Genomic DNA, 26,595 nt, shown 5'->3' on the forward strand with positions numbered 1-26,595 from the left:
CCTGTGAACATTTCGCTTGATAAAGAACTGCCCTGCTGCCTGGAAAGAGGCTGCAGGGCAGGGGCATGATCGTAGGAAGCGATCAAGGAAAGTCGGGAAAATCAGAATTGGATTTGCACCCAACCGGGGAATTCTCCGCTTTCGTCCTTGAGGTTGGGACGGGTGCGATTGGAGTTGTAGCTAAGATAGTGTTCCGTACCGCCGTTGGAATATTGGGCAAGGAGGAACGAGATATGGTTGTTGTCCAGCCAGGCGCGGAGGTGTTGACGACCATTGGATTCGATGGTGACGGTATTGCCCTGGGGATCGGATAGGGAACCGGTGATCAAATTGTGCTTGGTGGAGCGGAAATCGTTGGAACCATGTTCATTGCCGTCCAGGGACCAGGCATGTCGCGGGGTTTCCCAGTTGGCGTGGTAGTCCTGCAGGGTTTCCGGGGCAAGAGCTCTGGCCTTGCCTTCGGGGCGCCCGATATGGTCGTCGGGGTAGGCTGTCCATGTGGTCATGCGTTTCCAGGCCAGCTGGTCGTAGGAACGAGGCAAGTCGAATCCGATACCGATTTGCCGACTGTCGTAGGGCAGTTTTTTCAGGTTGATTGTGTAGTCGACGCGCAATTTGCCGCTTCCATTGATGGAGTAGATGAATTCGACGGGGACATCGCCGAATTTACCGGAGACATGGACGGAGGCAAGGCCGTCTTTTTCCTGCCAGGTCATGGAGTCCTTTTTCCAGTTTTTGAGGGAAGGCGAAGAAAAGACGGTGACTTGGTTCGGGTTGTCAATAGGGATGAAATCGACGACCTGGTTTTCGCGCAGCATGGGGACGGCGTACATTTTCATGCCTCCTGTGACGATGTCCTGACCGTTTTTAGCGATGGTTTCAGGCAAGCCGGTTTGTTCCGGGATGCGGAAGGTAACGTTGCCTGACTGGATGTCGAGCATACCGTCCTTTTGCGTGATGACCGGAACGGACGCGGATTTCATGGAGGGCATGGGATAACTGGCGGTGAAATGGCGCGGCAGTTTTTCTATGGCGACGTCGAAGCCTCGCTTGTCCTTGAAACGAAGCGTCAGTTCGTCTCCCTTCATGGAATGTGGAATGATCAGGGTACCCTGTTCCATGGGGGCTACATCTACGCTGACGATACCGGATTGGTCCCCATCCGTCCATTCGACGTCAAGTGTGTTCAGGTTCCGTGTGTTGAAGCGGTTTTCCAGGGATACGACGGTCTGGTTGCCGATAGTTTGGAAATGACGGCTTGTGACGCGGACAGGTGAGTAGGCCATTTTCATGTGCCAGTATTCGGGCTTGGGACGGCGGAATCCGTCGATGACTCCCCATTCCCCGCCACCCATGATGGGTTTTTCTCCCTTGGGGTAGTACATTTCGTCGATGCCGCACCAGATGCCGAGGCCCATGATGGCAGGGGACGTCTGCATGTTGTCGACGAAGTATTTGGCATAGTCTCCCCAGAGATCCCGCAGGGAGGGATCCGTCATGTTCTCGGAGGTGTTGTAGCAATTGACGTGGAGTGCTTCGTCGAAGACTATCGGGCGGAAGTAGTTGTCGTACTTCATCAGCCCTTGCCAGCCGGGGTAGTGCTTGGTACCGACATCAAGGTCGCGCTTGATGCCAAAGTATTCGGAGTGCGAGAATTTGACGGGAATGTCCGGCGTGGTGTCCTTGGCCAGTTTGAGGCATGGAACGTACCGGGGTGACCAATAGCTTTCATTGGCGATGGACCAGACGAGGATGCTGGGATGGTTGCGGTCGCGCATGAGCATGGATTTGAAATCGTAGAGGACGAGTTCTGCCCTTCGGCGCGAGTTGTCGGTGCGGTCCCAACAGACGGAGGCTTCGTCTTCGAGGAAGATGCCGTAGCGGTCACAGAGGTCGACGAGGTATTCGTCGGGGGAATAGTGGGAGGTGCGGATGTAGTTGCAGTTTGCATCGCGGAACATCTGGATGTCCTTTTTGAGAATTTCCTTGTCCGGGATGGCGCGGCCATAGTAGGGGTGGATGTCGTGGTGGGCCACGCCGTGAAGTTTGACGGGCTTGTTGTTGACGAAAAGGGAGTTTCCCCTTGTTTCAATTTTGCGGAAACCGATGTTGCGCGTGACGGTTTGCAGGTCTCCTCCGGGATTTTTCAAGGTGAGTTCCGCAGAGTAGAGGTAGGGATGTTCGGCGTGCCAGAGTTCCGGGGAGTCGATAGCGACACCCTTGATGGTTAATTTGCCTCCCCGGGTCACTTCCAGTTCTTGTGCAGCAACGGAGCCGGTTTCGGGCGGAAGTCCTTCGACTCCTTTTTTCTTCAGGACGAAGCTGGCCTGAAGCTTGTCTCCTTCCTTGAACCCGGCAAGATCGAATTCGATGTCCATCGTGGCTTTGCGTAGATCGTCGGAGAGATTTGTCTTGCAGAAGAGATCGGAGATGTGCGTCTGGGGCAGGGCGAAGAGGGTGACGCTGCGGAGGATACCTCCGACCTGGTGCTTGGCATAATGGGAAATGCGGGATGTTGCGGAGATTTCGGATTCGCTGCGGACGAGAAGGGAGACGGTGTTTCGTCCCGGCTTGAGTAAGTCGGTGATGTCGAATTCGAACGGTACCATTGATCCCATGTGGGTGCCGGCTTCCTTACCGTTGATGAAGACGCGGCATTCGCTCTCGACGGCCCCGAAACGGAGGACGGTACGTTTACCCTGCCAGTCGGCAGGGATCGTGAAATCGCGGAAGTAGCCTGCCCACTGGCCTTTCTCCACCCGGTAGCCGGGCATGTACCATTCCGACGGGACGAAGACGGAATCCCAGCCGGGAAGTCCGGCGAGAGAGTCTTTACGTTCGAATCCTGTTTCCGGTCTGGGGTTGAACAACCAGTTGCCATCAAGCGTCATCTGCGGATTTGGCACTCCGGGGATTCTTGAGGGAATGGGTGTATGACGAACGGAAACTCTCTGGTTGATGGAGTCGTATTCTTTCTGGACTGAATCGAAAGTCAGTTCTTTTTCCTGGGCCTGAGCCTGGTGGAAAAGAGGGGCGGACGAAAGAAGAAGCACTGCAAGTGGGGAAGAAAGGCGGAACATAGAGATGGGAAAGAAATGTTGTTCTCCGAAGAGGAGCGGTAAGAATATATACGCAGAGGGAAAGAATTTCTTTCCCGCTTTTTTTGTCCGCGAGCGAATCGTGGTGGAAAACGCATTTTGATAGACACGAGAGGCAGGAGACGTTATAGAGGATACAAGTATTTGCTTTTTCATGCAGGATTTCTTCACATTCGATTATTTGAGTTCCTACGGGATCTATTCCATTATTGCGGGCATTTCTACGATTGTGGCGGTGTTCTTGTCGATCATGATGGTTTTCGGAATCGGGAGTGGAGGGGATATGGATTTTGACGCCGGCGGAGGCGATGTCCACGCGGATACCGATTTGCATGTGCTTTCCCTTCGGTCGATTGTCGGTTTCTTCCTTGGTTTCGGCTGGGGCGGCATCATGGCCATGGATGCGGGACTGAGCCGTTGGGGTACGGTGGGGGTGGCATTGGGAGTCGGCCTGCTCATGTTCGGAGCGATTGTACTTCTTATGCGGATGGTGTACGGGATGCGTTCGGACGGTACGTTGAAGTACGAAACCCTCGTCGGGATGACAGGCAAAGTGTATGTGACTGTTCCTCCGGGAAAGGCCACGGGAGGACAAGTGCTTGTGTCCCATCCGAACCAATTGTTGTATTTGCCAGCCATTCAGGAAGGTGAGGTGCCTTTGCGGGCCGAATCCCCCGTTAAGGTTGTCGCTGTCAATGCAGGTATCCTGACGGTCGAAGCTTTATGATTTTTTTTGTCAGTCCGGAGCCTGCCTGGATGGCGGAGCTTCCGTTACTATTGTGTCTTTTCCCTTAAACCAATAAATAGATAATACCATATGAATATAATAGCCGAGATCCCCGCAATTCTTCCAGTTGCCGCTTTGATCCTGTTTATTATCGTTGTGTCCTCCTGGCTGTTCAGCCGGTACAGGATGTGTCCCCCCGATAAAATCCTGATCGTTTTCGGGAGGGTTGGTTCAGGTCAGCCGGCTCGTTGCTACCATGGCGGTTCGACTTTTGTGCTGCCGGTGTTCCAGTCCTACAGCTATCTGGATTTGAATCCGATCAATATCGACGTTCCTTTGCAGGGAGCCCTTTCTTCGCAGAATATCCGTGTGGATGTGCCGTCTTCGTTCATCGTAGGCATTTCTACATTGCCGGACATCATGCAGAATGCCGCCGCCCGTTTGCTGGGACGTTCCCGCGAAGAAATCCGCAGCCTGGCTACGGAAATTATCATGGGGCAGATGCGTGTCGTGATCGCTTCCATGACGATTGAAGAAATCAACTCCGACCGTGAAAAGCTTATCAAGGGTATTACTGAAGGCGTCGATGTAGAATTGCACAAGGTCGGCCTTCACCTGATTAATGCCAATATTACGGACATTCAGGATGCCTCCGGGTATATCAATGCCCTGGGGCAGGAAGCTGCCGCCCGCGCGATCAATGACGCCATGATCAAAGTAGCTGATGAAACTCGCCGTGGTGAAATCGGCAAGGCTGAAGCCGAAAAGGAACAGAGCGTCAATGTGGCTTCGGCTCGTGCCGAGGCTATTGAAGGCCAGAACGAGGCTGCGATTAAGATTGCAGAATCCCAATCACGGTTGAAAGTTAAGCAGGCGGAAGCCAAGAAGATATCCGAAATTGCCGAGAAGGTTCAGGAAGCCAAAACCTTGGAAGAAGCCTATCTGGCTGAAAAAGAAGCTGAATTGAAGCGTGCCGAACGCGAACGAGCTACTCAGGAAGCCAACGTCCTGGTGAGTGCCCAGATTCAGAAACGGGAACGCGAAGTCCAGGCCGAAGCGACGGCTGCCGTTCTCAAGCTGGAACAGCAAGGTAAGGCTGATGCTCTCTTGATTGAGAAACAGGCCGAAGCCGAGGCTATCAGAAAGCTGGCGGAGGGCGAATCCCAGGCATTGCTCCTTAAAAAGCGTGCCGAAGGTGAAGGTATCGAGCTGGTGGGTAAAGGTGAGGCTGCTGCCGTGGAAGCGGTGCTGGCCGGCAAGGCCCATGGCTTTTTGCAAATTGTGCAGGCCGCCGGCTCCGCAAATGCCGCCTCCAACCTGCTGGTGACGGAACAGCTTACCAAGATCGTTGAATATCAGACGAATGCCGTGTCCAGTCTCAAATTTGACAAAGTTGTCGTTATGGGCAACAGCAAGGAAGCATCCGTGGGCGGGTTTGTTCAAAACCTCGTCAAGGATACCCTGCCTCTGCATGAACTGGGCAAGAGCGTAGGGTTGGAACTGCCGGGATTCCTCGGCAAACCGGTGGATGCCTCTGCACCTGCTACTTCGGTCGAGGTTCCTCCTGCCAGGGTTGAAGAATAAATTATAGAGCCATGAGCCGGCGGGAAGCAATTCCCGCCGGTTTTTTATTGTGTTTGAATGAGGCAGCGGGAAATGTCGGCTTGCTACCGGTTTCGGTTTCTTTGTTGAGAATGGGTTGGCGGAATGTTGTTGAGGCAGAAAGATTTTGGGATACTTCTATTGCCAGTGTCCGTTTTGTCACCCAAAAGTTGTCGTTGATTGGGCGGGAACAGGGGATATGTGATGCGCCGGCAGGTTCTTGCCTCCGGTATAACCCATACAGACACTATGTTAAAAAATCTGTTCATCATGCTGTTCTCCGTTGCCGCCGTTTCCGTCTCCCACGCGGAAATGAACCTCAATGGCGCCGGCGCTTCATTCCCGGCTCCCGTCTATCAGGCCTGGACGTTTGACTATTCCGCTAAAAATCCGGAGGTCAAAATCAACTACCAAAGCCTTGGCTCCGGTGCCGGAATTAACCAGATCAAAGCTGGAACGGTTGATTTCGCAGGGACTGACAATCCTCTTTCCCTTCAAGAGCAGAATGAAGCGGCTCTGATCCAGTTCCCGATGTTGACGGGAGGCGTTGTCGTGATCGTCAACATTCCGGGCATTGCCTCCGGTGCATTGAAGCTCGACCAGCAAACCCTTGCCGATATCTATCTCGGTAAGATCACCCGTTGGAATGACGATGCCGTCAAAGCATTGAATCCCGACCTGAATCTTCCCGACCTGAAGATCACGGTCGTGCGCCGTTCCGATTCCAGCGGTACGACATTTATTTTCACCGACTATTTGAGCAAAATTTCCTCCGAATGGAAGGAAAAGGTTGGTGCTGGTCCGTCCGTCAAGTGGCCTGTCGGTCTTGGTGGTCAGAAAAATCCCGGTGTGTGCAACAACGTTGCCAAGATCAAGGGCAGCATCGGCTACACGGAATACACCTATGCGGTGGAGTCCAATCTGAATTGCGCGATCCTGAAGAACCGCGAAGGCGTATTTGTTTCCCCCAGCGTGGAAACTTTCTCTGCCTCCGCTTCCAATGCGGACTGGCAGAACGCCCCCGGCTTATGCATGGCTCTGACGGATACTCCCGGTGAAAAATCCTGGCCGATTACGGGTGTGACGTACATCCTGATCCGCAAAGATCTTGCCGCCGATAAGAAGGCCGCCCTTACCCGTTATTTCAACTGGTGCTTTACGGAAGGCGCTCCTAAGGCGACGCAATTGAATTACGTGCCTCTGCCTGAAAATGTAGTCGGCCTGATCAATGCCGGCCCTCTGAAGAAGTAATCCCCATTACCCATACGTTCTGAAGGAACTCGCCATGTCTAAGACGGACCAATTGTTTAGAACCGTTTGCCTGGCCTGTGCTTCTCTGATCGGATTGTTGATGCTCAGCATATTCATTCAGCTGGGCATCAACTCCGGGGATGCCTGGAGCCGTTTCGGCATCGGGTTCCTCTGGTCGGATTCCTGGGATCCGGTTGCGAAGGAGTACGGTGCCTTGCCCAATATTCTGGGGACGCTGCTGACGACGGTTATCGCTCTTGTGCTGGCCTTGCCCCTGTCGTTTGTTTCGGCCATGTACGTGGTTGATTCTCCTCCATGGGTGAACCGGACATTGAGTCAGGCTATGGATTTGCTGGCGGCTATCCCAAGTGTAATTTACGGGATGTGGGGGTTGTTTGTCCTCGCCCCGCTGATGCAGGAATACGTGCAACCTTTTCTAGCGGAAACGCTGGGATTGGAGAAAGTGCCGGTGATCAGTGCCATCCTCGGTAAAGATTACAACGGATTCGGATTTCTGACGGCAGGTTTGATATTGGCATTGATGATCCTGCCCTACATGAGTGCGATCATGCGCGATGTATTCAAGATGACTCCTCCGATGCTGCGCGAATCCGCCTTCGGTATCGGTTGCACCAAACTGGAAGCCGCCCGCGACGTCATTGTCAAGTACGGTATCCGCGGAATCTTGGGTGGTGTATTCATTGGCCTTGGCCGGGCACTGGGGGAAACGATGGCGGTACTTTTCGTCATCGGCAACATGATGGATATGCCTCATGGGATATTCTCCAGCGGTACGACGATTGCCGCTACGCTTGCCAACAACTTTGCCGAAGCGGACGGGTTGCAGAGAAGCACTCTGTTCGCTCTTGGGTTGATCCTGTTGATTATGTCATTCGGTATCCAGGTTTTCGCCCAATACTATCTGTTCGCTACAGGGGCCAAACGCGGTGAGGAACATTGAACTATGAAGAATTCTCAACAACTTGATACGATCATGAAGGAGCGCCCGATGGGATTCCGCAAACTGTCGGACTGCCTGCTCCGCATTTTTTCCCTATTCTCGATTGTGGTGGCTGTCGGCGGGATGGCATGGATCCTCGGAACGGTCGTTTACCATGGTATCGGGGTGATCGACTGGAGTTTCCTGACTAATCCGTCGAAACCTTACGGAAGTTCGAACTCCGGTATTGCCAATGCTTTGCTCGGGACCGTGTATGTGACGCTGGGTGCCGTGATCATGGCCGTGCCGCCAGCGATTGCCGCCGGGATCTATTTGGCCGAGTTCGGAAAATACGGGAAGTTCCCGAAGTTGATTCGTTTCAGCGCCAATGTGATGATGGGGATTCCATCCATCATCGTCGGATTGTTCGTGTACGGGTTGATCGTGGTGCCGACGGGGCATTTTTCCGGATTTTCCGGGTCTTTTGCCCTGGCAATTATCATGTTCCCCGTGGTGATGCGTACGACCGAAGATATGATGGCTATGGTACCCAATACTCTGCGGGAGTCGGCCCTTGCCCTCGGGATGACTCGAACGAGGACGACTTTGTGCCTCGTCACCCGTGCTTCGAAAAACGGGCTTGTCACCGGAGTTTTGCTCTCTTTGGCCCGCGTTAGCGGCGAGACGGCACCGCTTCTGTTCACAGCTATGTTCGCCGATGCATGGCCGACGGATTATTTTTCCCAGCCGACTGCCAACATGCCCGTCCTGATTACGGAGTACTCTATGAACTCTCCCTTTGAGTCCATGCAGGCTGCGGGGTGGGGAGCTGCCCTGATTATAGCGGCAGTCATCTTGATTATCAATATTTCAACACGAATCATCTTCAATGACAGACAACATAAAAACTAAGATTTCGGCTCGTAATCTGAACTTTTTCTACGGAACTCATCAGGCTTTGTTCGACAACAATCTGGACATTGCCGAACACAGGATTACTGCAGTGATCGGTCCCTCCGGATGCGGTAAATCCACTCACTTGCGCATCTACAACCGCATTTTCGAACTTTACCGTGACCAGAGGACGGAAGGCGAGGTGTTGTTCGACGGGAAAAACATTCTCGACAATGATGTGGATATTCTGGAATTGCGCCGTAAAATCGGCATGATCTTTCAGAAACCGACTCCGTTTCCCATGTCGATTTTCGACAATGTCGCCTATCCTCTCAAATTGCATTACAAGTTGAGCAAGTCCGAGGTCGCGGACCGTGTAGAGGAGGCTCTGAAGGGTGCTTCTATCTGGGAAGAAGTCAAGGACAAACTCAAAAAGAGCGGTCTGGCCCTGTCTGGCGGACAACAGCAGCGTTTGTGTATTGCACGAGCTATAGCCGCCGCTCCGGATGTATTGCTGATGGACGAACCTACAAGTGCCATTGACCCGGTTGCAACGTTGAAAATTGAGGAACTGCTCATGGAACTCAAGAAACGCTTCACCATTGTCATCGTGACTCACAACATGCAGCAAGCCGCCCGTGTCAGTGACTATACGGCTTTCTTTTACAAAGGCAGCATCATTGAGGTGAACGACACCAACATCATGTTTACCAATCCGAAAAACAAACAGACCGAAGAGTATATTACGGGACGTTTCGGTTAATAGATCTTACCGTTAAATTATTATGAAAGAACATTTTACTCATGAAATCAACCACCTCAAGGATATGGTGGAACAATTGGCTCGCGAAGTGGAAAGCTCCCTGAAACGCGCACTCCAGGCCGTTGACTCTCTGGATTGCGACTCTGCTCATGCGGTGATAGACGGAGACTATGCCATTGACTGCAACGAAATAAAAATCGAGGAAGAGTGCCTCAAAATCCTGGCTCTCTACCAGCCTGTAGCAACTGATTTGCGTACCGTGATTACCCTGTTGAAGGTCAATAACGAGATCGAACGCGTCGGCGATCTTGCCGTGAACATCGCCCGCCGTGTTCTACACATGGCTCCCCGGGTGGAGGAAGTGAAAGACAAGTTCGATTTCAGCTCCATGGCGGATAGTGCCCGCGGCATGCTGCGGAGTTCTCTGATGGCGATGAACGACAGCAATACCCTGCTGGCGTTTGAAACCATCCGCAAGGATTCGGTGGTGGACGACTTTAACCGCGAAAACGTCCGTAAAGCCGAGGAAATGATTGCCCGCTATCCCAACCAGGGGGGGTATTACCTTAATTGCGTCGGTATTTCTCGCGTACTGGAACGTGTTGCCGACATCGCCACGAACATTTGCGAAGACGTTATTTACCTCGAAACGGGTAAAATTGTCCGGCACTCCCGGGATTTATAAACAACCTGTCATAGGAACACCAATACGCCCGGCGTTGATTTTTCCAAATCGCGGCGGGCGTATCTTATAATTGATATCTAGGGGGGACTATTTTCTGGTTACGGGGTGCCAAGACCATTTACCGCATTGGCGGCATGGTCCGAAGAGCCATCTTTTTCCGGCGGCCTTTTGGCGGATTCCATATCGGCCGAATGGATCCTGAAGTCCGCATTTTTTACACGTGACGATCCATTCCGGGGCACGAGATTCCCATAGGGCAAGGTTTTCTGGTGTTGCCTCGGCACGAAGTGGTGCCGTCATGTTTTGCCAAATTTCATTGATAACGCCCATGATTTTTCAGTAAATGAAAATATGACGGGAGTCAATAGAATTGGGTCAACTTCAAAACGGCGGCTTTTCGTCAAAATGAATGCCCTCCAGCGACAAGTAAAACAGGAACCCGTTTAAAATGGTCGGGAAGACAGGATTCGAACCTGCGACATCCTGCTCCCAAAGCAGGCGCTCCACCAGGCTGAGCTACTTCCCGAATAAAAAAGGGTAAAGAATTGGGATAAAAAGTGGTGGCTCGGGACGGGATCGAACCGCCGACACGGGGATTTTCAATCACCTGCTCTACCGACTGAGCTACCGAGCCACTTGCAACTCCCTGTGGAGTTGACGGGAAAGAAACTACCATTGCTTCCCATTCTTGGCAACACTAAAATGATCGGAAAATGGATTTTTCAGCATTATGTGATTCTGAAGGAGGGATTACTATAATTGTTAGATTAACACTGTCAATGTATTGTAGTAAAATTACATTTTTTTCTTTCTTTGGGGCGTGATTCGGCTAAGACATGTACATGTGTCTTCCCAAGCGAGTATTGAGTATCTTTACAGGTCTGATTTTTGCTGCATGTGTTGCCAAGGGAGCTAACTATGATAGCGAGTATGGGTATGATACTTATCAGAATACATCCCCTCGGTATGATGAATCCTCGGCTTATGGCAGTGCGGGTGGGTATGATGCCTATGATTATTCATCCTATGATCCTTCGATCAATGATAATAGCGGCGGTGCGGGGAGTTCTCCCAAGCCTCTTTTCCCGTCACAGTCCTATTATGAGCTGCTGGGGCCGATGAAGGCGAAAAATGGTTCCGGGAATGTACATGTGACGAATTGGATGACGAAGTTCAATCTCTTGAACGACAAAGGTAACCGTTTTGTATTTAATATGGATGCTGCATTGCGCGTGACCTGGATTCATGGGAAAGAGGATGCTGATTTCGACATGGACCGCCTATATACTATCTGGCTTTCCGCGACGGCCGGATATCGTCTGTTTGGGTCGACTTATTTGATGGCAGGGCTAACCCCCGAACTATCTTCCGATCTGGATACATGGTGCAGTCGCGATATCTATTTGGGAGGACATGTGCTGTTACGAAGCAAAGCGTCGGATTCATTCGATTATTCCATCGGGATGGCTTATGCTCCGCAGTTGGGGGATTCTCCTCTGTTTCCGTTTTTCATTATGAACTGGAAGGTGTCTCCCGTATGGACATTTCATTTCGAGGGTACCCGGTTTTCGTTGATGAATAATGAGGGTGGCGTTTTTTCCTGGGGTCCGTTTTGTTCGATTATGTCCGGTACCTGGACGGTGAAGCATAATCGGCGTTATGAACGTTTTTGCTGGACATCCGGCATTGTCGGACTTGCCACGGAGACGAAACTGGGAACTTGGGGGAGAGTCCATCCCAAGCTGGTGGTCGATGCGGGAGTTTCCGTGTATAATTCCGCCCGTTTTAAAACGGCGAACGGCAGGAACGAAATTTCGAAAAAGCAGATGGATCCCGGGTTTTATATCAAGGCGGGGTTGCAGTTTGCCTACTAATTTCTGTAGAGGAGATGTGTCCGATGATCAAGAATGCATTGATAGACGTTGGGAATGTTTTGTTGCGCCTTCGGAGTAATCCGTGGGAGGGACTGTTTCGTGGTTCGATCCCGGATGAAGCGAGAATGACGGCATTCAGACAATTGTATGCCTTGTTTGAATCGGGAGGGTTGCGGTCTGAAGAATTTATCAGCCGTGGTATGGAGATAACGAATTTCCAAGGCAGTGCGGATGAATTTTCCTTCCGGTGGTGCGATATTTTTGCTCCTATCCACCCGATGCATGATTTTTGTGCATGGATGAAGGAGCGTTCCGTCCGTCTGGTGCTTTTTTCCAATACGAACCCTTTGCATGAGGAAGAAATCCGGAAGAGTGCATTTTACAGGTTTTTTGACAATGTCGTGTATTCTTATGTCGTCGGAGAGATGAAGCCCGGTGACGGAATGTACGAATATGCAGTTTCCGGATTGAAACTGGATCCGGCAGAGACGTTGTATGTGGATGATCTGGCTGAGAATATTTTGACGGGGAAAGTCTTCGGATTCCGTTCCTACAGGTTCGATCCCATGCGGGTTGAACAAAATGTGGAGGAGTTGAAAAGTATTTTTGGTGTGTAATTTATTTATTTTAAGAGATGAAGATGAATTTGAACAAAGTTTTTCATCTTTGCGCTTGCCAGAAGGAGCATCAACCGTCAGCTTCATAACGTTCTGAAGCGCTCCTTCATTCCATTTATTTATGTCAGACGTATCCTCCTTTTCCTCCTTGGGCATTTGCCCTGAAATTCTTGAAGCTATTGAAGTTCTCGGTTTTGAGACTCCTTCTGCAATTCAGGAACGCGCTATTCCGGCGGCCTTGAACAGTTCCGATATCATCGGTCTTTCCCATACGGGATCCGGCAAGACGCTGGCTTTTGCCATTCCTGCTCTCGAAATGATCTCTACCGATGTACGAGGCGTCCAGGTTTTGTGCCTGTGCCCGACGCGTGAGCTTGCCGTTCAAATTTGCCGCGAGGTGGACAAGCTGGCCTTGTTTCTGGACGGGGTGTCCGCCGTTCCCGTTTACGGAGGTGCATCTTTCAAACCCCAGCTGGATGCCTTGCGCCGGGGAGTGCAGTTCGTTGTCGGTACGCCCGGTAGAATCATGGATCACATGGATTCCGGCGCACTGCGTTTGGATAACCTGAAGATGTTGATTCTGGATGAAGCGGACGAGATGCTGGACATGGGTTTTCTGGAAGACATTGACCGGATTGCCGATGCGATGCCGGACAAGAAGCAGACATTGTTCTTCTCTGCAACCATGTCCCCTCAGATCCGTGCTCTGGCGTCCCGGTTCATGACGGATCCGGTAGAAATTGCCATTGAGCGTCCGACGCTGACGGTGCCAACCATTGAGCAATTTTACTACGAGGTCGTGTTTTCATCCCGCATTGAGTTGTTGAGCCGCTTACTGGATACGGGCCGTGTGAAGATGGGACTCGTTTTTGCCAACACGAAGCGGGTGGTGGACGATATTGTAGACGGTTTAATGGCTCGCGGCTATGCGGTGGACCGCCTCCATGGGGATATGCCCCAGATTATGCGCGAACGCGTGATGGAGTCGTTCCGCCGAGGCAACCTGAAAGTGCTGGTGGCGACGGACATTGCTGCCCGCGGTCTGGACGTGGACGATGTGGATGCTGTGGTCAATTTTGAATTGCCTCGCGATCCGGAGGATTATGTGCATCGTATCGGTCGTACGGCTCGCGCCGGTCGCAAGGGCAAGGCTATTACTTTTGTCGGACGTCGTGATTTTGCTTTATTGAACCGCATTGAGCGCTTTATCGGTACGAAACTCTCTTGCGAGCCTGTAATGACTGCCGTTGAAGTGGAACAGTTGCGCACGGAGTCTCTCGTGGATGATGTGATCGAAAAATTGAAACCGGGGTCCGGGCTTCCGGAGGAATTGCGCGAAGTGGAAGCTTCCGCCGAGGATCTTGTGTCCGCCCTCTTCGAGCTGGTCAAGAGCAAATCCCATCGTGAGGTTCAGCCAATTCCGGAGGATAAGCCTTCCCGCTTCTCGTCGCGCAAGTCGCGAGGAACCGAACGCGAGGATGGTGAAATGCCCCAGAAGGGAGATTCCTGGGAAAGCAATGGAGAATCTGTCACCCTGTTTATGAATGGCGGCAAGATGCTGGGCATCCGCCCGAAGGATATTGCGGGGTTGTTTTACAATACGGTGGAAATGGACCGCGGCGCTATCGGGGATATTCGCATGTTCCCCAAACATTCCTTGATTGAAGTGGATGCGGCTGTTGCCCCCAAGTTGCTTGAAGCCCTGTCTACGGCGACGATTTGTGGTTACGAGGTCAATGTTCGCGAAGACAAAGGCGCTCCTGGACCGGAGCGAGAAGACCGGGGCAGAAGTCATTCTCGGCGTCCGTTTGCCGGAGGTTTCCGCGGTGGTCGTGGCGAGCGCTTTGGTAATTCGCGCGGCGGTTCGCGTAGCGGCGGTTACGCTTCCGATTCGGAGCGCGGCGGCTACCGTGACCGTGGCAGTCGCAGCGGTGGAGGATTCCGCAGCCAGCGAGGCCGTTGGTAAGTGTGCTTACCGGGTATATGTGATAGAGCCGGAAACCGCCATGCAAAGGTTGGATCCGGTTCTATGTTATTATTCATAAATGTGTTGTCTGTTTACCGTTGCGTGGCGGTGCTGTGACGCGTATATTATTGACCAATTCGTGATCGCTTTTCTGTACATTATTGCTTCCTATCTGATTGGTGCCGTACCGTTCGGTTATCTGGCCGGGCGCATCAAAGGAGTCGACCTGAGAGAACATGGATCGCATAATATTGGAGCGACAAATGCTGTGCGTGTCTTGGGTAAAAGTCTTGGATTCCCTGTGTTTGTATTGGACTTTATGAAGGGATTTCTCCCTGTATTTTGCTGGGCGCACTTCTCTTCATTCCTGCAGGGGCCCGGTTCCTCGGCCTGGATGTCGGAAACGGTGCTGGTACTGGTTTGCCTGGCAACGATCGTGGGGCATACGTATACGTGTTACCTCCAGTTCAAGGGGGGTAAGGGAGTGGCGACGACGGCCGGTGTCCTGATGGCTCTGTCTCCCCAGGTGTTCGGCATTGCCATAGTCGTTTGGCTGGTTGTATTCCTGACGACGCGCTATGTATCCCTGGCGAGTATTGTGGCCGCTGTAGCCATGGTGGTGAGTGGTTTGTATTGCTATGGTTTTTTTGCATTGGGAGGGTTGGTCTGGAGGCCGGACGCCATTGTGATTATCTTTTTGCTGTTGGTGGCCATTTTGGTGATTGCCAAGCATCGGTCAAATATTTCGCGCCTGTTAAAAGGCACTGAACCAAAAGCATTTTCCCGGAAATAAATGAAAGAATTACAAAAAATTGCCATTGTCGGCGCAGGCTCTTGGGGAACAGCGTTGTCCATGGTCGCAGCCGAATCAGGCAGAGATGTCGTGTTGTGGACACAGGATAAAACCCAGGCCGAGCTCCTCGCTTCCACTCGACGGAATCCTTTTTTATTGGACGCGGCCCCGCTTTTGGCGGAAAATATCATGCCGACATCCGATTTAAACCAAGTGCTGGATGCTGACTTAGTATTGATTGTCGTGCCGTCCGTAGCGATGCGTTCCGTGGCCAGCACATTGCAGAATGCCGGACTGCGGTCGGACGCTATCCTCGTTTCCTGTACGAAGGGAATCGAACAGGGTACGCATTGCCGAATGACCCAGATTTTGAAGGAATACCTTCCCTCCAATAAGATCGGTGCGCTTTCCGGTCCCAATCATGCAGAGGATATTTGCATGGGGTTGCCATCGGCGACCCTGATCGGGTTCGAGGAGCAGGATTATGCCGATCGTGTCCAGAGAGCTTTGTCAACGGGCAAGTTCCGTGTGTACACATCCAATGATGTGACCAGTATGGAACTGGGAGGGACAATCAAGAATGTTTTTGCCATTGGGGCCGGTCTTTGCGTGGGACTTAAAATCGGGGATAATGCTTTGGCTGCCTTGGTGACGCGCGGTCTGGCCGAGATGACTCGCATCGGTTCCCTCTACGGGGGAAACAAGGAGACGTTCATGGGGTTGTCCGGAATGGGCGATCTCGTTGTGACTTGTTACTCTTCCCATTCGCGCAACCAGCGCGTCGGACAGAGCCTGGCCCGTGGTATTTCTCTCCAGGAAACGCTGGATTCCCTGAAGATGGTGGCGGAAGGCGTGCCCAATACGCGTTCCATCTATGAGATGGCACGGGAAGTCGGGGCTAGAACTCCTTTGATTGACGCTGTCTATTCAGTTCTTTATGAAGGGAAAGCCCCTCTTTCTGCCTTAAATGAATTGATGAATCGTGACCCACGTCCGGAACATGATTAAATCTTTTGTCATTTTTCGATTGATTTCCATTAGCGATATGTCATATATGAAGAACACCATGAAACGCGCCATTTATACTCTTCTATTTGCTGCTGGCCTGTTGGGCACAGCCATGGCAGATATTCAGGCTCCTCCTGCTGCCGAGTACACTCCTTCTCGCAAGTTGGGACGTGCTCTGAGCAATCTCCTTTACTCTGCTGAAGAAATCCCGGTCCAGATGATTCGCTGGAACTCCGAGGATGGCAACTATGCCGGGTTCTCCGTCGGCCTCGTTGACGGTACCTCCCGCATGCTTCAGAGAATGGGATACGGCCTGTACGAACTCGTAACCTTCTGGGCTCCGACCTACAAGTGCACCTACAAGCCCCCGTATCAGGGCTTCTGCGGCCAGAGCGGCCTTCGCGAATACAATCCCAACGGTGGTATGAGTGAATTTCCGGCTGAGTTGGGCTTCCAGAGCTACTACCGTTATTCTCGTACCCAGCTCGACTAATTGGTTTATCCGCTAGTCTATCGTAAGTTTTCAGAACCGTCTCTTATTGGAAGGGACGGTTCTTTTTTATACCTCTCGAAAGGAGAGTATTACTGACTATCCCATGAACCCGTAGAGGTTCCGTCAGGATGTCGATACAGTCAGGTACAGGCGGGATTGAATCTACACGGGAAAATACCGGGATAAAAAAAGGATGCTCCGCCGATATGTGGAGCATCCCTACTGAAACTTTGTTGTAAAAACCGAAGATTCCTACTTATTTTGTGAGGGCTTATTGGGTTCCTGGGCCGGAGTTCCCGGAGGAGTAGTGGGAAGGGCTTGTTTGGGATCGTCGGCAAAGGGATCCTTTTCGGGCATGGATGCTTCCATCAGCTTTTTGTATTCTTCGGCAACGTCCTTACGGATGTTGATGCAGATGGGTTTGCTGCGGTTGCCGGCATCGTCGTAGGTGTAGATGAAGCGGCGCAGGAGAAGGTTGGTTTTCGAATCGTACATGCGTTCTTCCAGCAGCTTGGCGGTCTTTTTGTCGTAGCCGTAGGAGACTTTGTAGATTTCATTTTTCTTGCCGTCGTAGATTTTGCATCCGGTGAGTTCTCCCCATTTTCCGGTGGCGTACTGGGTGACGGAAATCAGAGTGCCGACCGAATTGTACATACGTTTTTGCATGCCCTTTTGGTTGGGGAGTCTTTTGAAGATGCTTTTGGAACCGTCATCATGGCGGATGACGCGAACATAGGGGCCGTCTTCGTCATTGAAGCCTTCGTCAACGGCGAAGGTAAGCCCGGAAATGGCCATGCAGATGATGGCGAGGAACATAGTGAATCTTTTCATGGTGGTAAATGGGCTGTTGGAATGTCGTTTCCTGCAGACTGTCCTGTTTGCACTTCTGTATTATGATAGAAAAGATCGGAAGGCAATCAAATGATCAAGCATGAATCATGAATCCTACTCCTGTACAGGATGGATTTTTTGCTGGCATGGTACGGAAAAAGCTCATCATGGAGGGGATTTTGGGGCAGAATACTCCCGTCATGATAGTGAAGAACATGATTTGGCAGACTGGAAGAAAAACTCTGGATGTCGGTGCCGGAGGAATATTGATGGGGATTTTGAACGTGACTCCCGATTCCTTTTCCGATGGAGGTGCCCACATGTCCTGTGAACAGGCCACGGTTCATGCCATGCGGATGATAGAGGATGGGGCGGCGATTATTGATATTGGCGGAGAGTCGACGCGTCCGGGATCCGAGAATGTGGACGAAGAGGTGGAGATGGCCCGCGTTTTACCCGTGGTTCGCGCTGTGAGGGCGGTATGCGGGGATGTGCTGATTTCCGTCGATACCCGTAAGACGGTTGTTGCCCGTGCCGTATTGGAAGCGGGGGCGGATATTATCAATGATATAGAAGGAATGCAGGCTCCTGGGATGGCTGAACTGTGTGCAGAGACAGGCTGCGGTGTGGTGGTGATGCATATGAAGGGAGAACCGAAGACGATGCAGGATGCTCCGGAATATGACTGTGTTGTTACTGAAGTCAGAGATTTCTTTTCAGAACGCTATGCTGCATTGATGTGTGCGGGGGTCAGGGAGGAGCAAATTTGCTGGGATCCCGGTATTGGCTTTGGCAAAACGCTGGAACATAATCTTGAATTGATTGCCCGCCTTGAGGAATTGCGTGTCGCAGAACGCCCGATTCTTCTGGCTCTTTCCCGCAAGCGGATGATTAGTACCATCCTTGGAGAGCTGGAGCGGGGTCGCCAGCCCTATGGAACGGCTGCCCTGACGATGTACGGCGACAGACACGGAGCCCAGATCCATCGCGTCCATGACGTGCGGGAATGTGCGGATTGCTTAAAGCTTTTGCGCGCGGTGGAAGCCTATGAAGCGTGAGCAGATAACTAATGACTTGGTTTCAATGAACGAGAGTATCGTCGAAGATTGAGTTACAGAGATTCTACGCTGATGGTCTGAGTGATAATGTGGGTGTGCCCGGGTTCCAGGCGAATGATGTTCTCCAAGGCATTCGCTGTTTCTACGCAGAGGAAATGCTGCCATGAGCCGGAGGGTAGGTCGTTGATGGAACGGGTTCCTTCTTCCCAAGGGTTCCAGATGACTACGGATGAGGCTCCCTGCCGGGTGATGCGGATCTGGCGGCACAGGGCGTGATCTTCCAGAATGAGTTCCTGAAGCGATTCGTCCACGCTATAGACCCGGTCGATGGCGGAATGCAGTGTAAGAGGAAGAGGGATTTTGGCGTGGTGGGCGGCTTGTCCTGCAAATTCCTCGTAAGGAGCATCTCCCAGGCCGGTGATGCGGCTTTGGCGGACATCGCCGAGAAGAAAGTAGTTGTGGAAGGCTTCCGTAAGATCGTGGGCGTGGTGTCTCGCCGTTGTCTTGAGAGACATGGTGAGGGTTTTCCCAAGACCGATGCGCAGGAAGGCGACGGGCATTCCTTCTTCGGCGGGGAGAAGACGGAGGGATATGTGGACTCCTTCTTCGGTTTCAGAGACGTTATCAAGCGTCCACTCCGAAATCCTGGCGATACCGTGAGAAGGAGCCCCGGGACGTTTACCGAACCATGGCCAGCAGATGGGAATGCCTCCGCGGATGGCCTTGCCCGGTTCCAGCTGTGTATCCGGGCTAAGGAAGAGACAGTCGTGTTCCTGTCCGGCGGGTTTCCATGAGGTCAGATGGGCTCCCTGGATGCACAGGCTGGCGGTGCAGTCTGCTGTAGAGATGTCAAGGAAGCGCAGTCCGCTGGCAGTTGTCCGTTCGGCGATCATGGCTGGAGACGTTCGATAGTCCAGGAATTATCTTCCCGGCGGGTGTACATGAAACGGTCATGGACGCGTCCGGGGCCGCCCTGCCAGAATTCGACTTGTGACGGGACGATCCGGAAACCTCCCCAGAAAGAAGGAATGGGAACCTCTCCGTCGGCAAATTTCCGTTTCAACTCCATGAGTTTCATTTCCAGAAGCTTCCTGCCGGAAATGACTGAACTCTGATGCGAGACCCATGCTCCCAGCTGGGAATCTTTAGGGCGCTTCATGAAGTAGCGCAGGGATTCTGCCCGGGAGACTTTTTCCGCTTTGCCGTAGATGATGATCTGGCGTTCGAGGACAACCCAGGGAAACATGATGCAGACATTCGCGTTTTCGCTGATGTCGTGTGCCTTGCGGCTTTCGTAGTTAGTGAAGAAAACAAAGCCTTCCTCACTGAAGTACTTGAGCAGGACAGTACGCAGAGAGGGATGCCCCTGTGCGTTGACCGTGGCGACGCTCATGGCGTTGGGCTCGGGAATGTTGGCCTCCAGCGCCTGATTGAACCAGATCTGGAATTGCTCGACCGGATTGGCATGGAGATCCTTGCGGTGGAGGGTATCTTTGAGGTATTCTTTTCTGAAGCTTGATAAATCCATGGCGTTTTCCGGAGGAGTTGATTGGTTGGGGATGAACCCGATCAGGCTTGTACGGCGAAGTCGAGTCCGAGGTCCAGGGAGGGCGCAGAGTGGGTGATATAGCCCACGGAGATGAAATCAACGCCTGATTCCGCGATAGCGGCGACGGTTTCCATCGTGACTCCGCCGCTGGCTTCCAGCAGAGGAGTGGAGGAATCTCCGCGCATGGCAACGGCTTGGCGGAGCATGTCGGGGGACATGTTATCGAGCAGAATGTGATCGACTCCGTCGAGCTTGAGAAAAGCTTCGAGTTGGTCGAGTCGGTCGGCTTCAAGCTGGATTTCCACGCCTGGTTTTTCGGCTCGGAGCGTATTGATGCATTTCTGGAGGTGTTCCAGATTGCCATCCGTCATGAGATGGTTGTCCTTGACCATGGCACGGTCATAGAGTCCGAGGCGGTGATTGGTACCTCCTCCGTGAACGACGGCCGCTTTTTCGAGCAGACGGTATCCGGGGGTTGTTTTGCGTGTGTCGAGGATGCGTGCGCTGGTGTGGGATACTTGCTTGACGTATTTGCGCGTCAGGGTGGCGACGCCGGACAGGCGCTGGATGAAATTGAGTGCTGTGCGTTCGGCTCCGAGAATGGACTGCGCTTTCCCCTCGATCAACATGACGACGGCCCCCGGAGCTACGGCTTCTCCATCGTGCAGATACACTTCTACTTTCAGCGTGGGGTCTACGGTACGGAAGACTTGGGCGGCTACTTCTACGCCGGAGAGGACTCCTTTTTTCCGGGGAGTGAGGATGGCTTTGGCTGTGAGGGTTTCCGGGACGAAATACTGGGACGTGACGTCGCCTGTGCCGAAATCTTCTTCCAGGGCGAGTTTAATGAGTTGATCGACGTTATTGGAGACCATGAGTCTATAAGTGGAAATTGAATTAATTCTTACGGTTGAGGAGGTAATCCGCCAGCTGGACGAGGCGTTCTTTCCGGGATTCCGGGAACATGGACAAAGCATCCATGGCAGCCTGAGTAAGGCGATCGGCTTCCTTCCGGGCGCCCTCCAGGCCGAGGAGGGCGGGGTAGGTGGATTTTTCCGCATTGGCGTCTTTGCCGGCGGTTTTACCGAGTTCTTCAGTGGTGGCGGTGACGTCCAGAATGTCGTCGACGACTTGAAAGGCCAACCCCAGATTATAACCGAATGTGGTGAGGCTCGCAAGTTGTTCCGGGGTTGCGTTGACCGTCATGGCTCCGAAGCGGAGCGCTGTGGTGAGCAGGGCAGCTGTTTTTCCTTCGTGAATGGCACGAAGTTCAGGTTCGGTGAGCTTTTTGTGTTCCCCTTCGAGGTCGAGAACCTGGCCGCCGATCAATTTGACGCTGCCTCCGGTGGAGGCAAGTTCGACGATGAAGTCCTTGACGGAATATCTTTCCGTCGGCTCGACCCTGGAGAGCATGGCGAAAGCCTCTGTCAGCAGAGCGTCTCCGGCCAGGATGGCTATTCCTTCGCCGAAGACTTTGTGGCAGGTGGGTTTGCCGCGCCGCAGGTCGTCGTTATCCATGCCGGGCAGATCATCATGAATCAGGGAATACGTATGCAGGGTTTCTACGACACAGGCGGGAAGGAGGGCATCTTCTTCCCTGCCTCCGCACGTTTGGGCAGCTGCCATGCAGAGGACGGGACGGAGCCGTTTTCCCCCGGCAAAAATACTGTACCGCATAGCTTGGTGAATGGTAGAGGGTACCGTCTCTTCCGGAGGGAGGAGGCGGTCCAGTTCTCGTTCGACCATTGTGTTGCAGTGTGCGATGTATTCCTTGAGATTCATGACGGGTTGGGATTGGTGGGCTAGTTTGCCGTTTTGTCAGTCGTGCTTGACGAGCAACTCGGCGATCTGTACGGCATTGAGCGCCGCTCCCTTGAGAACCTGGTCTCCGACGGCCCAGAGGTTGAGGGCGTTGTCGATGGCGAGGTCTTTGCGGATGCGTCCGACGAGGCAGGTATCCTGGCAGGTTGTGTCCAGAGGCGTGGGCCAGGTGGAAGTTGCGGGATCGTCTTTGATGGCGATACCAGGCATGCCGTCATAGGCTTTACGGGCTTCTTCGACGCTAACCGGTCGTTCGAATTGGGCTATGGCCGAGATGGAGTGAGATCTATATACGGGGACGCGGACACAGGTGCAGGTGACCTTGAGATCGGGCAAGGAGAGGATCTTGCGGCTCTCGTTGAGCATTTTGAGTTCTTCCTTGGTGTACCCGGTATCCGTAAAGGAGTCGATTTGCGGGATGACGTTGAAGGCGATCTGGCAGGGGTAGACGCTGGGAGTAAAGGGGTGACCGTCCGCGATGGCGCGCACCTGGTTTTCCAATTCGGTAATGCCGTGCTGACCGCTACCGGAAACGGCCTGGTAGCTGGAGGCGATGATCGTCTTGAGGACGAACTTGAGGTGCAGTGGATAGAGGGCCATCAGGGTGATGATGGTCGTGCAGTTCGGATTGGCGATGATATTGCGCGGGTGGTTGAGAGCTGCTTCCGGGTTGATTTCCGGAACGACGAGAGGAACATCGGGATCCTGGCGAAAGGCCGAGGAATTATCTACCACGACACAACCGGCCGCTGCGGCTATCGGAGCGAATTGACGGGAGATGTCGCCGCCTGCGCTGAACAGGGCGAGATCGACTCCTTCAAAAGAATTCTCCGTGAGTTCTTCAACGGTAAGCATCTTGCCCCGGAAGGATACTTGTTTGCCTGCGGAACGGGCGGAGGCCAGAAGTTTCAGAGATTTGAGCGGGAAATTGCGATTTTCGAGACAAGAGAGAATTTCGACGCCAACCGCACCGGTTGCGCCCACAATTGCGACGTTCATTGCTTGAGTCATAGTTCCAGGTCGGAGGGGGTAATATCCGTCCGCACGGGAAGTGTACAAGGATGAGGCTGATTGGCAATCCGATAGCGCGCCCCTCATGAATTTTTTCTTTCCCCTTGCATTGACATCTAAATCCTTGTGTGGATAGTTGCTGCATGTCGATTCGCCCTATTGGTATTGCCGTTGCTCTGCTGGCGTTTTCCTGCGTGTCCCATGCCTCCCATGTCGTTTTGACGGGAGGTCCTGCCCTGAAACGTTGGGAACAGTTAAGAATCAAACCGGATCGCCATGACAACTGGTGGGCGAATTTTGTTCGCGCTTCGACAATTCGCATCGCTCAAATCCAGCAGAAAAACCCCAAGGCGAAAATTACCTGGATTGTGTACCGTCCCGGTTATGAGACGCGTGCCCGCGAGGATGGCAAACCGTACGTGCAGTGGATTAATGACCTGGCTTCCAAATACAAGGTGAACATAAAGTGGGTGAAAAGCGCCGATGAGGCAATTTCCACGTTAAATGCAGTGCCGAGAGCTCGGGGAGAGAAAGTAGAGTCTTTCTATTACTTTGGCCATTCCAATGCCTATGCGTTCATGCTGGACTATGGCAATGAGATTATGGCGGTTTCCATGCAGTGGATTCATGAAACCGATCTGGAGAAGATCAAACCCGGAATTTTCCAGTCTGATGCCGAATGCTGGAGTTACGGTTGCTACACGGGAATGAGCATGTCCTACTGGTGGAACAAGTTGATCGGGATTCCTCTGTGGGGAAATACAAAATCAACCTATTATGCCCCTGTCTCCAACGGCTATCTGCCGGAAGGCGGAGGCAAGTGGGTTAATGGCGCCCAGTAGTGGGATCCAGGAGATATATTCTGTCTACTTTTGCTTATGAAGTAGTGGGAGTAGGGCATCGGCCCATATTTGGTAGCCTGCTGCAGTAAGGTGGACATGGTCTTTGAAGAGGCCTTCCTTTTGAGTCCCGTCCTCGTTGAGCATTTTGTCATTCAAGTTCAGGAAATCGGAATAAGGCAGATTTAATTTGGCAAGCTTGGCGTTGATTTCATCGCCTTGCCGGCGATGAGGAGCTGCTGGGTCGTTGCCGTAAGGCGTTACTCCCATAAGGATGAGGTGAGCCAGCGGGAATTTTTTCCGAATGGCTTTGCAGACGGATTCGATACCTCGGACGATGTCGTCCGTTTTTTGTTTGGCATCCCATTTGCCGATGTTGTTGGTTCCAAGCAGGATAATGCAACACTTCGGTGGAGTTGTTGTTTTAAGCCCGGTATCCTTGATGCGCCAGAGGACATTGTCCGTACGGTCTCCGCTGATGCCGAAGTTGACGGCTTTCATGGGGAGAAAGACTGATTGCCAAATTTGCCTACCCTCCCGTTCCCAGCATTCCGTGATGGAATCACCCACAAAGAGGATATCGCATGGCAGTTCTTTCAACTGGCGTTTGACTTCCCGGGTTCTTGCCGGTACCCAGTGACTGGTGTTTTCCGTAGGGCGTGTTGCCGGGATGATGGGTTCGGAGGCAAGGGAGGATGAAGCCAGGAATGCAAGTATGAGTGGGTTTAGGACGGGAAGACGCGGAATTTTCATGGTTTGACGAGGGAGAATATTTCTGTGGTAGAGAGAAAAAGACAGAAGTTTTACCAATATAGTCCGGTGTTCCGACTCGTCAAGTTGCATGAACGGTCGGGATCATGGAATGATGCGAATGAAGCTTGACCGGATGGATGAGAAAAAATGTAGAGGGAGCCTTAAAAAAAGAGAGACATCCCGACTGGAGTGGAGTAAAGAGAGATAACCTTTCAAAAGAAAACATCCAGTTTATGAAAAAGTATATATTCCTTCTGCTTGCTGCAGCCCTTTGCGCTCCTGCCTTTTCTGCCGATAAGCCCGTCAAGAGGATGACCCCCGCTGAAAAGAAAGCGGCAATGCTTGAAAAATACGACGTGAACAAGAACGGTCGTCTTGATCCTGACGAAAAAGCAAAGATGAAGGAAGAGCTCAAGAAGGCTAAGGAAGAAGCTAAAGAAGCTCGCAAGGCTGCCGAAAAAGAAAAGGAAGCTTCTGCTGAATAAAGCTTTTCGATTATTGTATTTCCGTGGCCCGGTTTTCCGATTAGGAAACCGGGCCATGTTGCATATGGGGGGATGAGAAGAATGAAAAGGTCGTTCTTTTTCTCTTCGTAACTCTAGAATCCTTAGCAATTGACGACATTGACGGCCAATCCGCCTTGTGCGGTTTCCTTGTATTTGGACTGCATGTCGCGGCCGGTGTCCAGCATGGTACGGATGGCCTTGTCCAAGTGGACAAAGTGGTCTCCGCTCCCGCGCAGGGCAATGCGGGCAGCATTGAGAGCTTTGACCGAAGCGATGGCATTGCGTTCGATACACGGGATTTGGACGAGTCCACCGATGGGATCGCAGGTGAGCCCAAGGTTGTGTTCAATGCCGATTTCCGCAGCGTTTTCCACCTGTTCCGGAGAACCTCCCAAATATTCTGTCAGGGCGGCGGCTGCCATGGAACAGGCGACTCCTACTTCTCCCTGACAGCCGACATCGGCACCGGAAATGGAAGCGTTTTTTTTGTAGAGGATCGCGATACCTCCGGCCGTAAGAAGGAATCGCTCGACGGGATCGTCGTACGGGGATGAGCAGAACTTCGTCGCGTAGTTGAGGACGGCGGGAATGATCCCCGATGCTCCGTTGGTCGGAGCAGTGACGACGCGTCCGCCGGCTGCATTTTCTTCATTGACGGCAATAGCGTAGAGGTTGACCCAGTCCAGAATGGAAAGAGGATCCTGCAATTGGGCTTCGCCCCGGATGAGGAGGGTTTTGCGCAGTGCTCTGGCTCGTCTGGGTACATGGAGGGGGCCGGGCAATGTTCCGTTGGCTGTCAGTCCGTTTTTGATGCATTGCTGCATCGTGTGCCAGATGTGGCGTAGTTGCTTGCGAACTTGTTTTTCGGATTTGCAGACAGACTCGTTGGCAAGGACAATGTCCGAGATGGGGCCTCCGGAATCATGTGCCATCCGGACAAGTTCATCTGCAGAGGAATAGGGAAAGGGATAGGTAATGTCCGGAGTATCCTTCGGGTTTCGCAATTCCTCTTCCGTCGAGATGAAACCACCTCCTGTGGAATAAATGACCATTTCTTCCACAGGTTTTTCTTCGGCATCAAGTGCCAGGAAGTGCATGCCGTTAGGGTGAAGAGGCAAGGGGGTGAAGTTGCTCAGGTCAACATCTCTGGAATGGATGAATTCAATAGTTTTGCCGGGAGCCAGGGTTAGTTCCCGAGTCCGGTCGAGCTCGGCAATACGGCCCGGAATGGTTTTGGGATCAATATCTTCCGGCAATTCTCCCAGGAGACCCATGATGATAGCCGTGTCCGTACCGTGTCCGTGTCCTGTGGCGGACAGTGAGCCGAAGCATTGGCAGAGAACACGGGAGATCTGCCCCAATGACGGAGATTTTTGAATTCTGCTCAGGAACCGATTGGCTGCCCTCATCGGCCCAACCGTGTGGGACGACGAGGGCCCGATGCCGATATTGAACAGTTCGAAGACGCTGTAATGGTTCATGGAGAGGGTAAAATGAGCCTCTTGAAAGAAGGGAA

The 26,595-nt window shown here is 52.5% G+C and carries 25 protein-coding genes and 2 tRNA genes; 16 read left to right on the plus strand and 11 right to left on the minus strand.

All coding sequences use genetic code 11. The features are described 5' to 3' along the window. Positions 1–101: 101 nt before the first annotated feature. Positions 102–3,080 (minus strand): glycoside hydrolase family 2 TIM barrel-domain containing protein, encoded by a 2,979-nt coding sequence (locus QET40_RS08580; RefSeq protein ID WP_280126761.1) that lies wholly within the window; start codon positions 3,078–3,080, stop codon positions 102–104. A gap of 172 nt (positions 3,081–3,252) precedes the next feature. On the opposite strand from QET40_RS08580, the gene QET40_RS08585 reads away from it, so the two are divergent. From QET40_RS08585 to phoU, 7 genes are all read left to right on the plus strand, one after another. After that, positions 3,253–3,825, plus strand: a complete 573-nt coding sequence (locus QET40_RS08585) for a hypothetical protein (RefSeq protein ID WP_280126762.1) — start codon at positions 3,253–3,255, stop codon at positions 3,823–3,825. A 90-nt stretch (positions 3,826–3,915) separates the two neighbouring features. Continuing rightward, on the plus strand, positions 3,916–5,409 hold the full coding sequence (locus QET40_RS08590) for a flotillin family protein (RefSeq protein WP_280126763.1): 1,494 nt from the start codon (positions 3,916–3,918) through the stop codon (positions 5,407–5,409). Between the two features lie 267 nt (positions 5,410–5,676). Then, positions 5,677–6,678, plus strand: a complete 1,002-nt coding sequence (gene pstS, locus QET40_RS08595) for a phosphate ABC transporter substrate-binding protein PstS (RefSeq protein ID WP_280126764.1) — start codon at positions 5,677–5,679, stop codon at positions 6,676–6,678. A gap of 34 nt (positions 6,679–6,712) precedes the next feature. Then, positions 6,713–7,639: a phosphate ABC transporter permease subunit PstC gene (pstC, locus tag QET40_RS08600; protein ID WP_280126765.1), complete on the plus strand. Its 927-nt coding sequence runs from the start codon at positions 6,713–6,715 to the stop codon at positions 7,637–7,639. A 3-nt stretch (positions 7,640–7,642) separates the two neighbouring features. Next, a complete protein-coding gene (pstA, locus tag QET40_RS08605; protein ID WP_280126766.1) occupies positions 7,643–8,530 on the plus strand; it encodes a phosphate ABC transporter permease PstA in 888 nt (295 codons plus the stop codon). Continuing rightward, positions 8,508–9,275, plus strand: a complete 768-nt coding sequence (pstB, locus tag QET40_RS08610) for a phosphate ABC transporter ATP-binding protein PstB (RefSeq protein ID WP_322190028.1) — start codon at positions 8,508–8,510, stop codon at positions 9,273–9,275. The genes pstA and pstB overlap by 23 nt, the downstream gene beginning before the upstream one ends. A gap of 22 nt (positions 9,276–9,297) precedes the next feature. Then, positions 9,298–9,960: a phosphate signaling complex protein PhoU gene (gene phoU, locus QET40_RS08615; protein WP_280126767.1), complete on the plus strand. Its 663-nt coding sequence runs from the start codon at positions 9,298–9,300 to the stop codon at positions 9,958–9,960. Positions 9,961–10,409: 449 nt separating this feature from the next. On the opposite strand, the gene QET40_RS08620 is transcribed toward phoU, so the two are convergent. Together QET40_RS08620 and QET40_RS08625 are read right to left on the minus strand one after the other, a co-directional pair. Further along, positions 10,410–10,486: transfer RNA gene (locus QET40_RS08620), tRNA-Pro, on the minus strand. Between the two features lie 32 nt (positions 10,487–10,518). Continuing rightward, a tRNA-Phe gene (locus QET40_RS08625) sits at positions 10,519–10,594 on the minus strand. 202 nt (positions 10,595–10,796) lie between these two features. Here QET40_RS08625 and QET40_RS08630 point away from each other — a divergent pair. From QET40_RS08630 to QET40_RS08655, 6 genes are all read left to right on the plus strand, one after another. Beyond that, positions 10,797–11,834 (plus strand): DUF6268 family outer membrane beta-barrel protein, encoded by a 1,038-nt coding sequence (locus tag QET40_RS08630; RefSeq protein ID WP_280126768.1) that lies wholly within the window; start codon positions 10,797–10,799, stop codon positions 11,832–11,834. Positions 11,835–11,959: 125 nt separating this feature from the next. Then, on the plus strand, positions 11,960–12,451 hold the full coding sequence (locus QET40_RS08635; protein ID WP_280126769.1) for an HAD-IA family hydrolase: 492 nt from the start codon (positions 11,960–11,962) through the stop codon (positions 12,449–12,451). 121 nt (positions 12,452–12,572) lie between these two features. Further along, positions 12,573–14,417 carry a DEAD/DEAH box helicase gene (locus QET40_RS08640; protein ID WP_280126770.1) on the plus strand — a complete coding sequence of 615 codons (1,845 nt, stop codon included), beginning with the start codon at positions 12,573–12,575 and terminating at the stop codon, positions 14,415–14,417. Positions 14,418–14,556: 139 nt separating this feature from the next. Next, the gene (gene plsY, locus QET40_RS08645; RefSeq protein WP_280126771.1) at positions 14,557–15,210 is read left to right on the plus strand and encodes a glycerol-3-phosphate 1-O-acyltransferase PlsY; all 654 of its coding nucleotides are present in this window, start codon (positions 14,557–14,559) and stop codon (positions 15,208–15,210) included. Further along, positions 15,211–16,218, plus strand: coding sequence for an NAD(P)H-dependent glycerol-3-phosphate dehydrogenase (locus QET40_RS08650; protein ID WP_280126772.1), 1,008 nt, complete (start codon positions 15,211–15,213; stop codon positions 16,216–16,218). A gap of 58 nt (positions 16,219–16,276) precedes the next feature. Next, positions 16,277–16,711 carry an exosortase system-associated protein, TIGR04073 family gene (locus QET40_RS08655; protein WP_280126773.1) on the plus strand — a complete coding sequence of 145 codons (435 nt, stop codon included), beginning with the start codon at positions 16,277–16,279 and terminating at the stop codon, positions 16,709–16,711. 252 nt (positions 16,712–16,963) lie between these two features. On the opposite strand, the gene QET40_RS08660 is transcribed toward QET40_RS08655, so the two are convergent. Further along, a complete protein-coding gene (locus QET40_RS08660; RefSeq protein WP_280126774.1) occupies positions 16,964–17,542 on the minus strand; it encodes a hypothetical protein in 579 nt (192 codons plus the stop codon). A gap of 107 nt (positions 17,543–17,649) precedes the next feature. Between QET40_RS08660 and folP the strand changes: the two genes are divergently transcribed. After that, a complete protein-coding gene (folP, locus tag QET40_RS08665; RefSeq protein ID WP_280126775.1) occupies positions 17,650–18,600 on the plus strand; it encodes a dihydropteroate synthase in 951 nt (316 codons plus the stop codon). Between the two features lie 53 nt (positions 18,601–18,653). On the opposite strand, the gene QET40_RS08670 is transcribed toward folP, so the two are convergent. The 5 genes from QET40_RS08670 to QET40_RS08690 are packed head-to-tail and all read right to left on the minus strand — an operon-like array spanning position 18,654 to position 22,981. Next, complete coding sequence (locus QET40_RS08670) at positions 18,654–19,493, minus strand: D-hexose-6-phosphate mutarotase (protein ID WP_280126776.1); 840 nt, start codon at positions 19,491–19,493, stop codon at positions 18,654–18,656. Then, positions 19,490–20,128 (minus strand): pyridoxamine 5'-phosphate oxidase, encoded by a 639-nt coding sequence (gene pdxH / locus QET40_RS08675; protein WP_280126777.1) that lies wholly within the window; start codon positions 20,126–20,128, stop codon positions 19,490–19,492. The genes QET40_RS08670 and pdxH overlap by 4 nt, the downstream gene beginning before the upstream one ends. 41 nt (positions 20,129–20,169) lie before the next feature. After that, positions 20,170–21,024: a carboxylating nicotinate-nucleotide diphosphorylase gene (nadC, locus tag QET40_RS08680; protein WP_280126778.1), complete on the minus strand. Its 855-nt coding sequence runs from the start codon at positions 21,022–21,024 to the stop codon at positions 20,170–20,172. A 22-nt stretch (positions 21,025–21,046) separates the two neighbouring features. Further along, positions 21,047–21,931 (minus strand): farnesyl diphosphate synthase, encoded by an 885-nt coding sequence (locus tag QET40_RS08685; RefSeq protein ID WP_280126779.1) that lies wholly within the window; start codon positions 21,929–21,931, stop codon positions 21,047–21,049. A gap of 36 nt (positions 21,932–21,967) precedes the next feature. Next, a complete protein-coding gene (locus QET40_RS08690; protein WP_280126780.1) occupies positions 21,968–22,981 on the minus strand; it encodes an aspartate-semialdehyde dehydrogenase in 1,014 nt (337 codons plus the stop codon). Positions 22,982–23,124: 143 nt separating this feature from the next. Here QET40_RS08690 and QET40_RS08695 point away from each other — a divergent pair, with 143 nt between their 5' ends. Beyond that, entirely contained in the window at positions 23,125–23,823 is a 699-nt protein-coding gene (locus QET40_RS08695; protein ID WP_280126781.1) for a hypothetical protein, read from the plus strand. A 24-nt stretch (positions 23,824–23,847) separates the two neighbouring features. On the opposite strand, the gene QET40_RS08700 is transcribed toward QET40_RS08695, so the two are convergent. Beyond that, complete coding sequence (locus QET40_RS08700) at positions 23,848–24,573, minus strand: GDSL-type esterase/lipase family protein (protein WP_280126782.1); 726 nt, start codon at positions 24,571–24,573, stop codon at positions 23,848–23,850. A gap of 125 nt (positions 24,574–24,698) precedes the next feature. Between QET40_RS08700 and QET40_RS08705 the strand changes: the two genes are divergently transcribed. Next, a complete protein-coding gene (locus QET40_RS08705; RefSeq protein ID WP_280126783.1) occupies positions 24,699–25,058 on the plus strand; it encodes a hypothetical protein in 360 nt (119 codons plus the stop codon). Between the two features lie 122 nt (positions 25,059–25,180). Here the strand turns inward: QET40_RS08705 and QET40_RS08710 are convergent, their stop codons facing one another. Beyond that, positions 25,181–26,560, minus strand: a complete 1,380-nt coding sequence (locus QET40_RS08710) for an L-serine ammonia-lyase (protein WP_280126784.1) — start codon at positions 26,558–26,560, stop codon at positions 25,181–25,183. Positions 26,561–26,595: the final 35 nt, after the last annotated feature.

Origin of the sequence: Akkermansia sp. N21169, from assembly GCF_029854675.1 — a bacterium.
GTDB lineage: Bacteria > Verrucomicrobiota > Verrucomicrobiia > Verrucomicrobiales > Akkermansiaceae > Akkermansia.

Coding starts and splice junctions, on each gene's coding strand:
- nadC (WP_280126778.1), bottom strand. CDS start 21,024: ATGGTCTCCAATAACGTCGATCAACTCATTAAACTCGCCCTGGAAGAA.
- folP (WP_280126775.1), top strand. CDS start 17,650: ATGAATCCTACTCCTGTACAGGATGGATTTTTTGCTGGCATGGTACGG.
- phoU (WP_280126767.1), top strand. CDS start 9,298: ATGAAAGAACATTTTACTCATGAAATCAACCACCTCAAGGATATGGTG.
- QET40_RS08700 (WP_280126782.1), bottom strand. CDS start 24,573: ATGAAAATTCCGCGTCTTCCCGTCCTAAACCCACTCATACTTGCATTC.
- QET40_RS08690 (WP_280126780.1), bottom strand. CDS start 22,981: ATGACTCAAGCAATGAACGTCGCAATTGTGGGCGCAACCGGTGCGGTT.
- QET40_RS08660 (WP_280126774.1), bottom strand. CDS start 17,542: ATGAAAAGATTCACTATGTTCCTCGCCATCATCTGCATGGCCATTTCC.
- QET40_RS08695 (WP_280126781.1), top strand. CDS start 23,125: ATGTCGATTCGCCCTATTGGTATTGCCGTTGCTCTGCTGGCGTTTTCC.
- pstS (WP_280126764.1), top strand. CDS start 5,677: ATGTTAAAAAATCTGTTCATCATGCTGTTCTCCGTTGCCGCCGTTTCC.
- QET40_RS08685 (WP_280126779.1), bottom strand. CDS start 21,931: ATGAATCTCAAGGAATACATCGCACACTGCAACACAATGGTCGAACGA.
- QET40_RS08650 (WP_280126772.1), top strand. CDS start 15,211: ATGAAAGAATTACAAAAAATTGCCATTGTCGGCGCAGGCTCTTGGGGA.
- QET40_RS08580 (WP_280126761.1), bottom strand. CDS start 3,080: ATGTTCCGCCTTTCTTCCCCACTTGCAGTGCTTCTTCTTTCGTCCGCC.
- QET40_RS08585 (WP_280126762.1), top strand. CDS start 3,253: ATGCAGGATTTCTTCACATTCGATTATTTGAGTTCCTACGGGATCTAT.
- QET40_RS08590 (WP_280126763.1), top strand. CDS start 3,916: ATGAATATAATAGCCGAGATCCCCGCAATTCTTCCAGTTGCCGCTTTG.
- pstC (WP_280126765.1), top strand. CDS start 6,713: ATGTCTAAGACGGACCAATTGTTTAGAACCGTTTGCCTGGCCTGTGCT.
- QET40_RS08710 (WP_280126784.1), bottom strand. CDS start 26,560: ATGAACCATTACAGCGTCTTCGAACTGTTCAATATCGGCATCGGGCCC.
- QET40_RS08655 (WP_280126773.1), top strand. CDS start 16,277: ATGAAACGCGCCATTTATACTCTTCTATTTGCTGCTGGCCTGTTGGGC.
- pstB (WP_322190028.1), top strand. CDS start 8,508: ATGACAGACAACATAAAAACTAAGATTTCGGCTCGTAATCTGAACTTT.
- pstA (WP_280126766.1), top strand. CDS start 7,643: ATGAAGAATTCTCAACAACTTGATACGATCATGAAGGAGCGCCCGATG.
- pdxH (WP_280126777.1), bottom strand. CDS start 20,128: ATGGATTTATCAAGCTTCAGAAAAGAATACCTCAAAGATACCCTCCAC.
- QET40_RS08640 (WP_280126770.1), top strand. CDS start 12,573: ATGTCAGACGTATCCTCCTTTTCCTCCTTGGGCATTTGCCCTGAAATT.
- QET40_RS08635 (WP_280126769.1), top strand. CDS start 11,960: ATGACGGCATTCAGACAATTGTATGCCTTGTTTGAATCGGGAGGGTTG.
- QET40_RS08630 (WP_280126768.1), top strand. CDS start 10,797: ATGTACATGTGTCTTCCCAAGCGAGTATTGAGTATCTTTACAGGTCTG.
- QET40_RS08670 (WP_280126776.1), bottom strand. CDS start 19,493: ATGATCGCCGAACGGACAACTGCCAGCGGACTGCGCTTCCTTGACATC.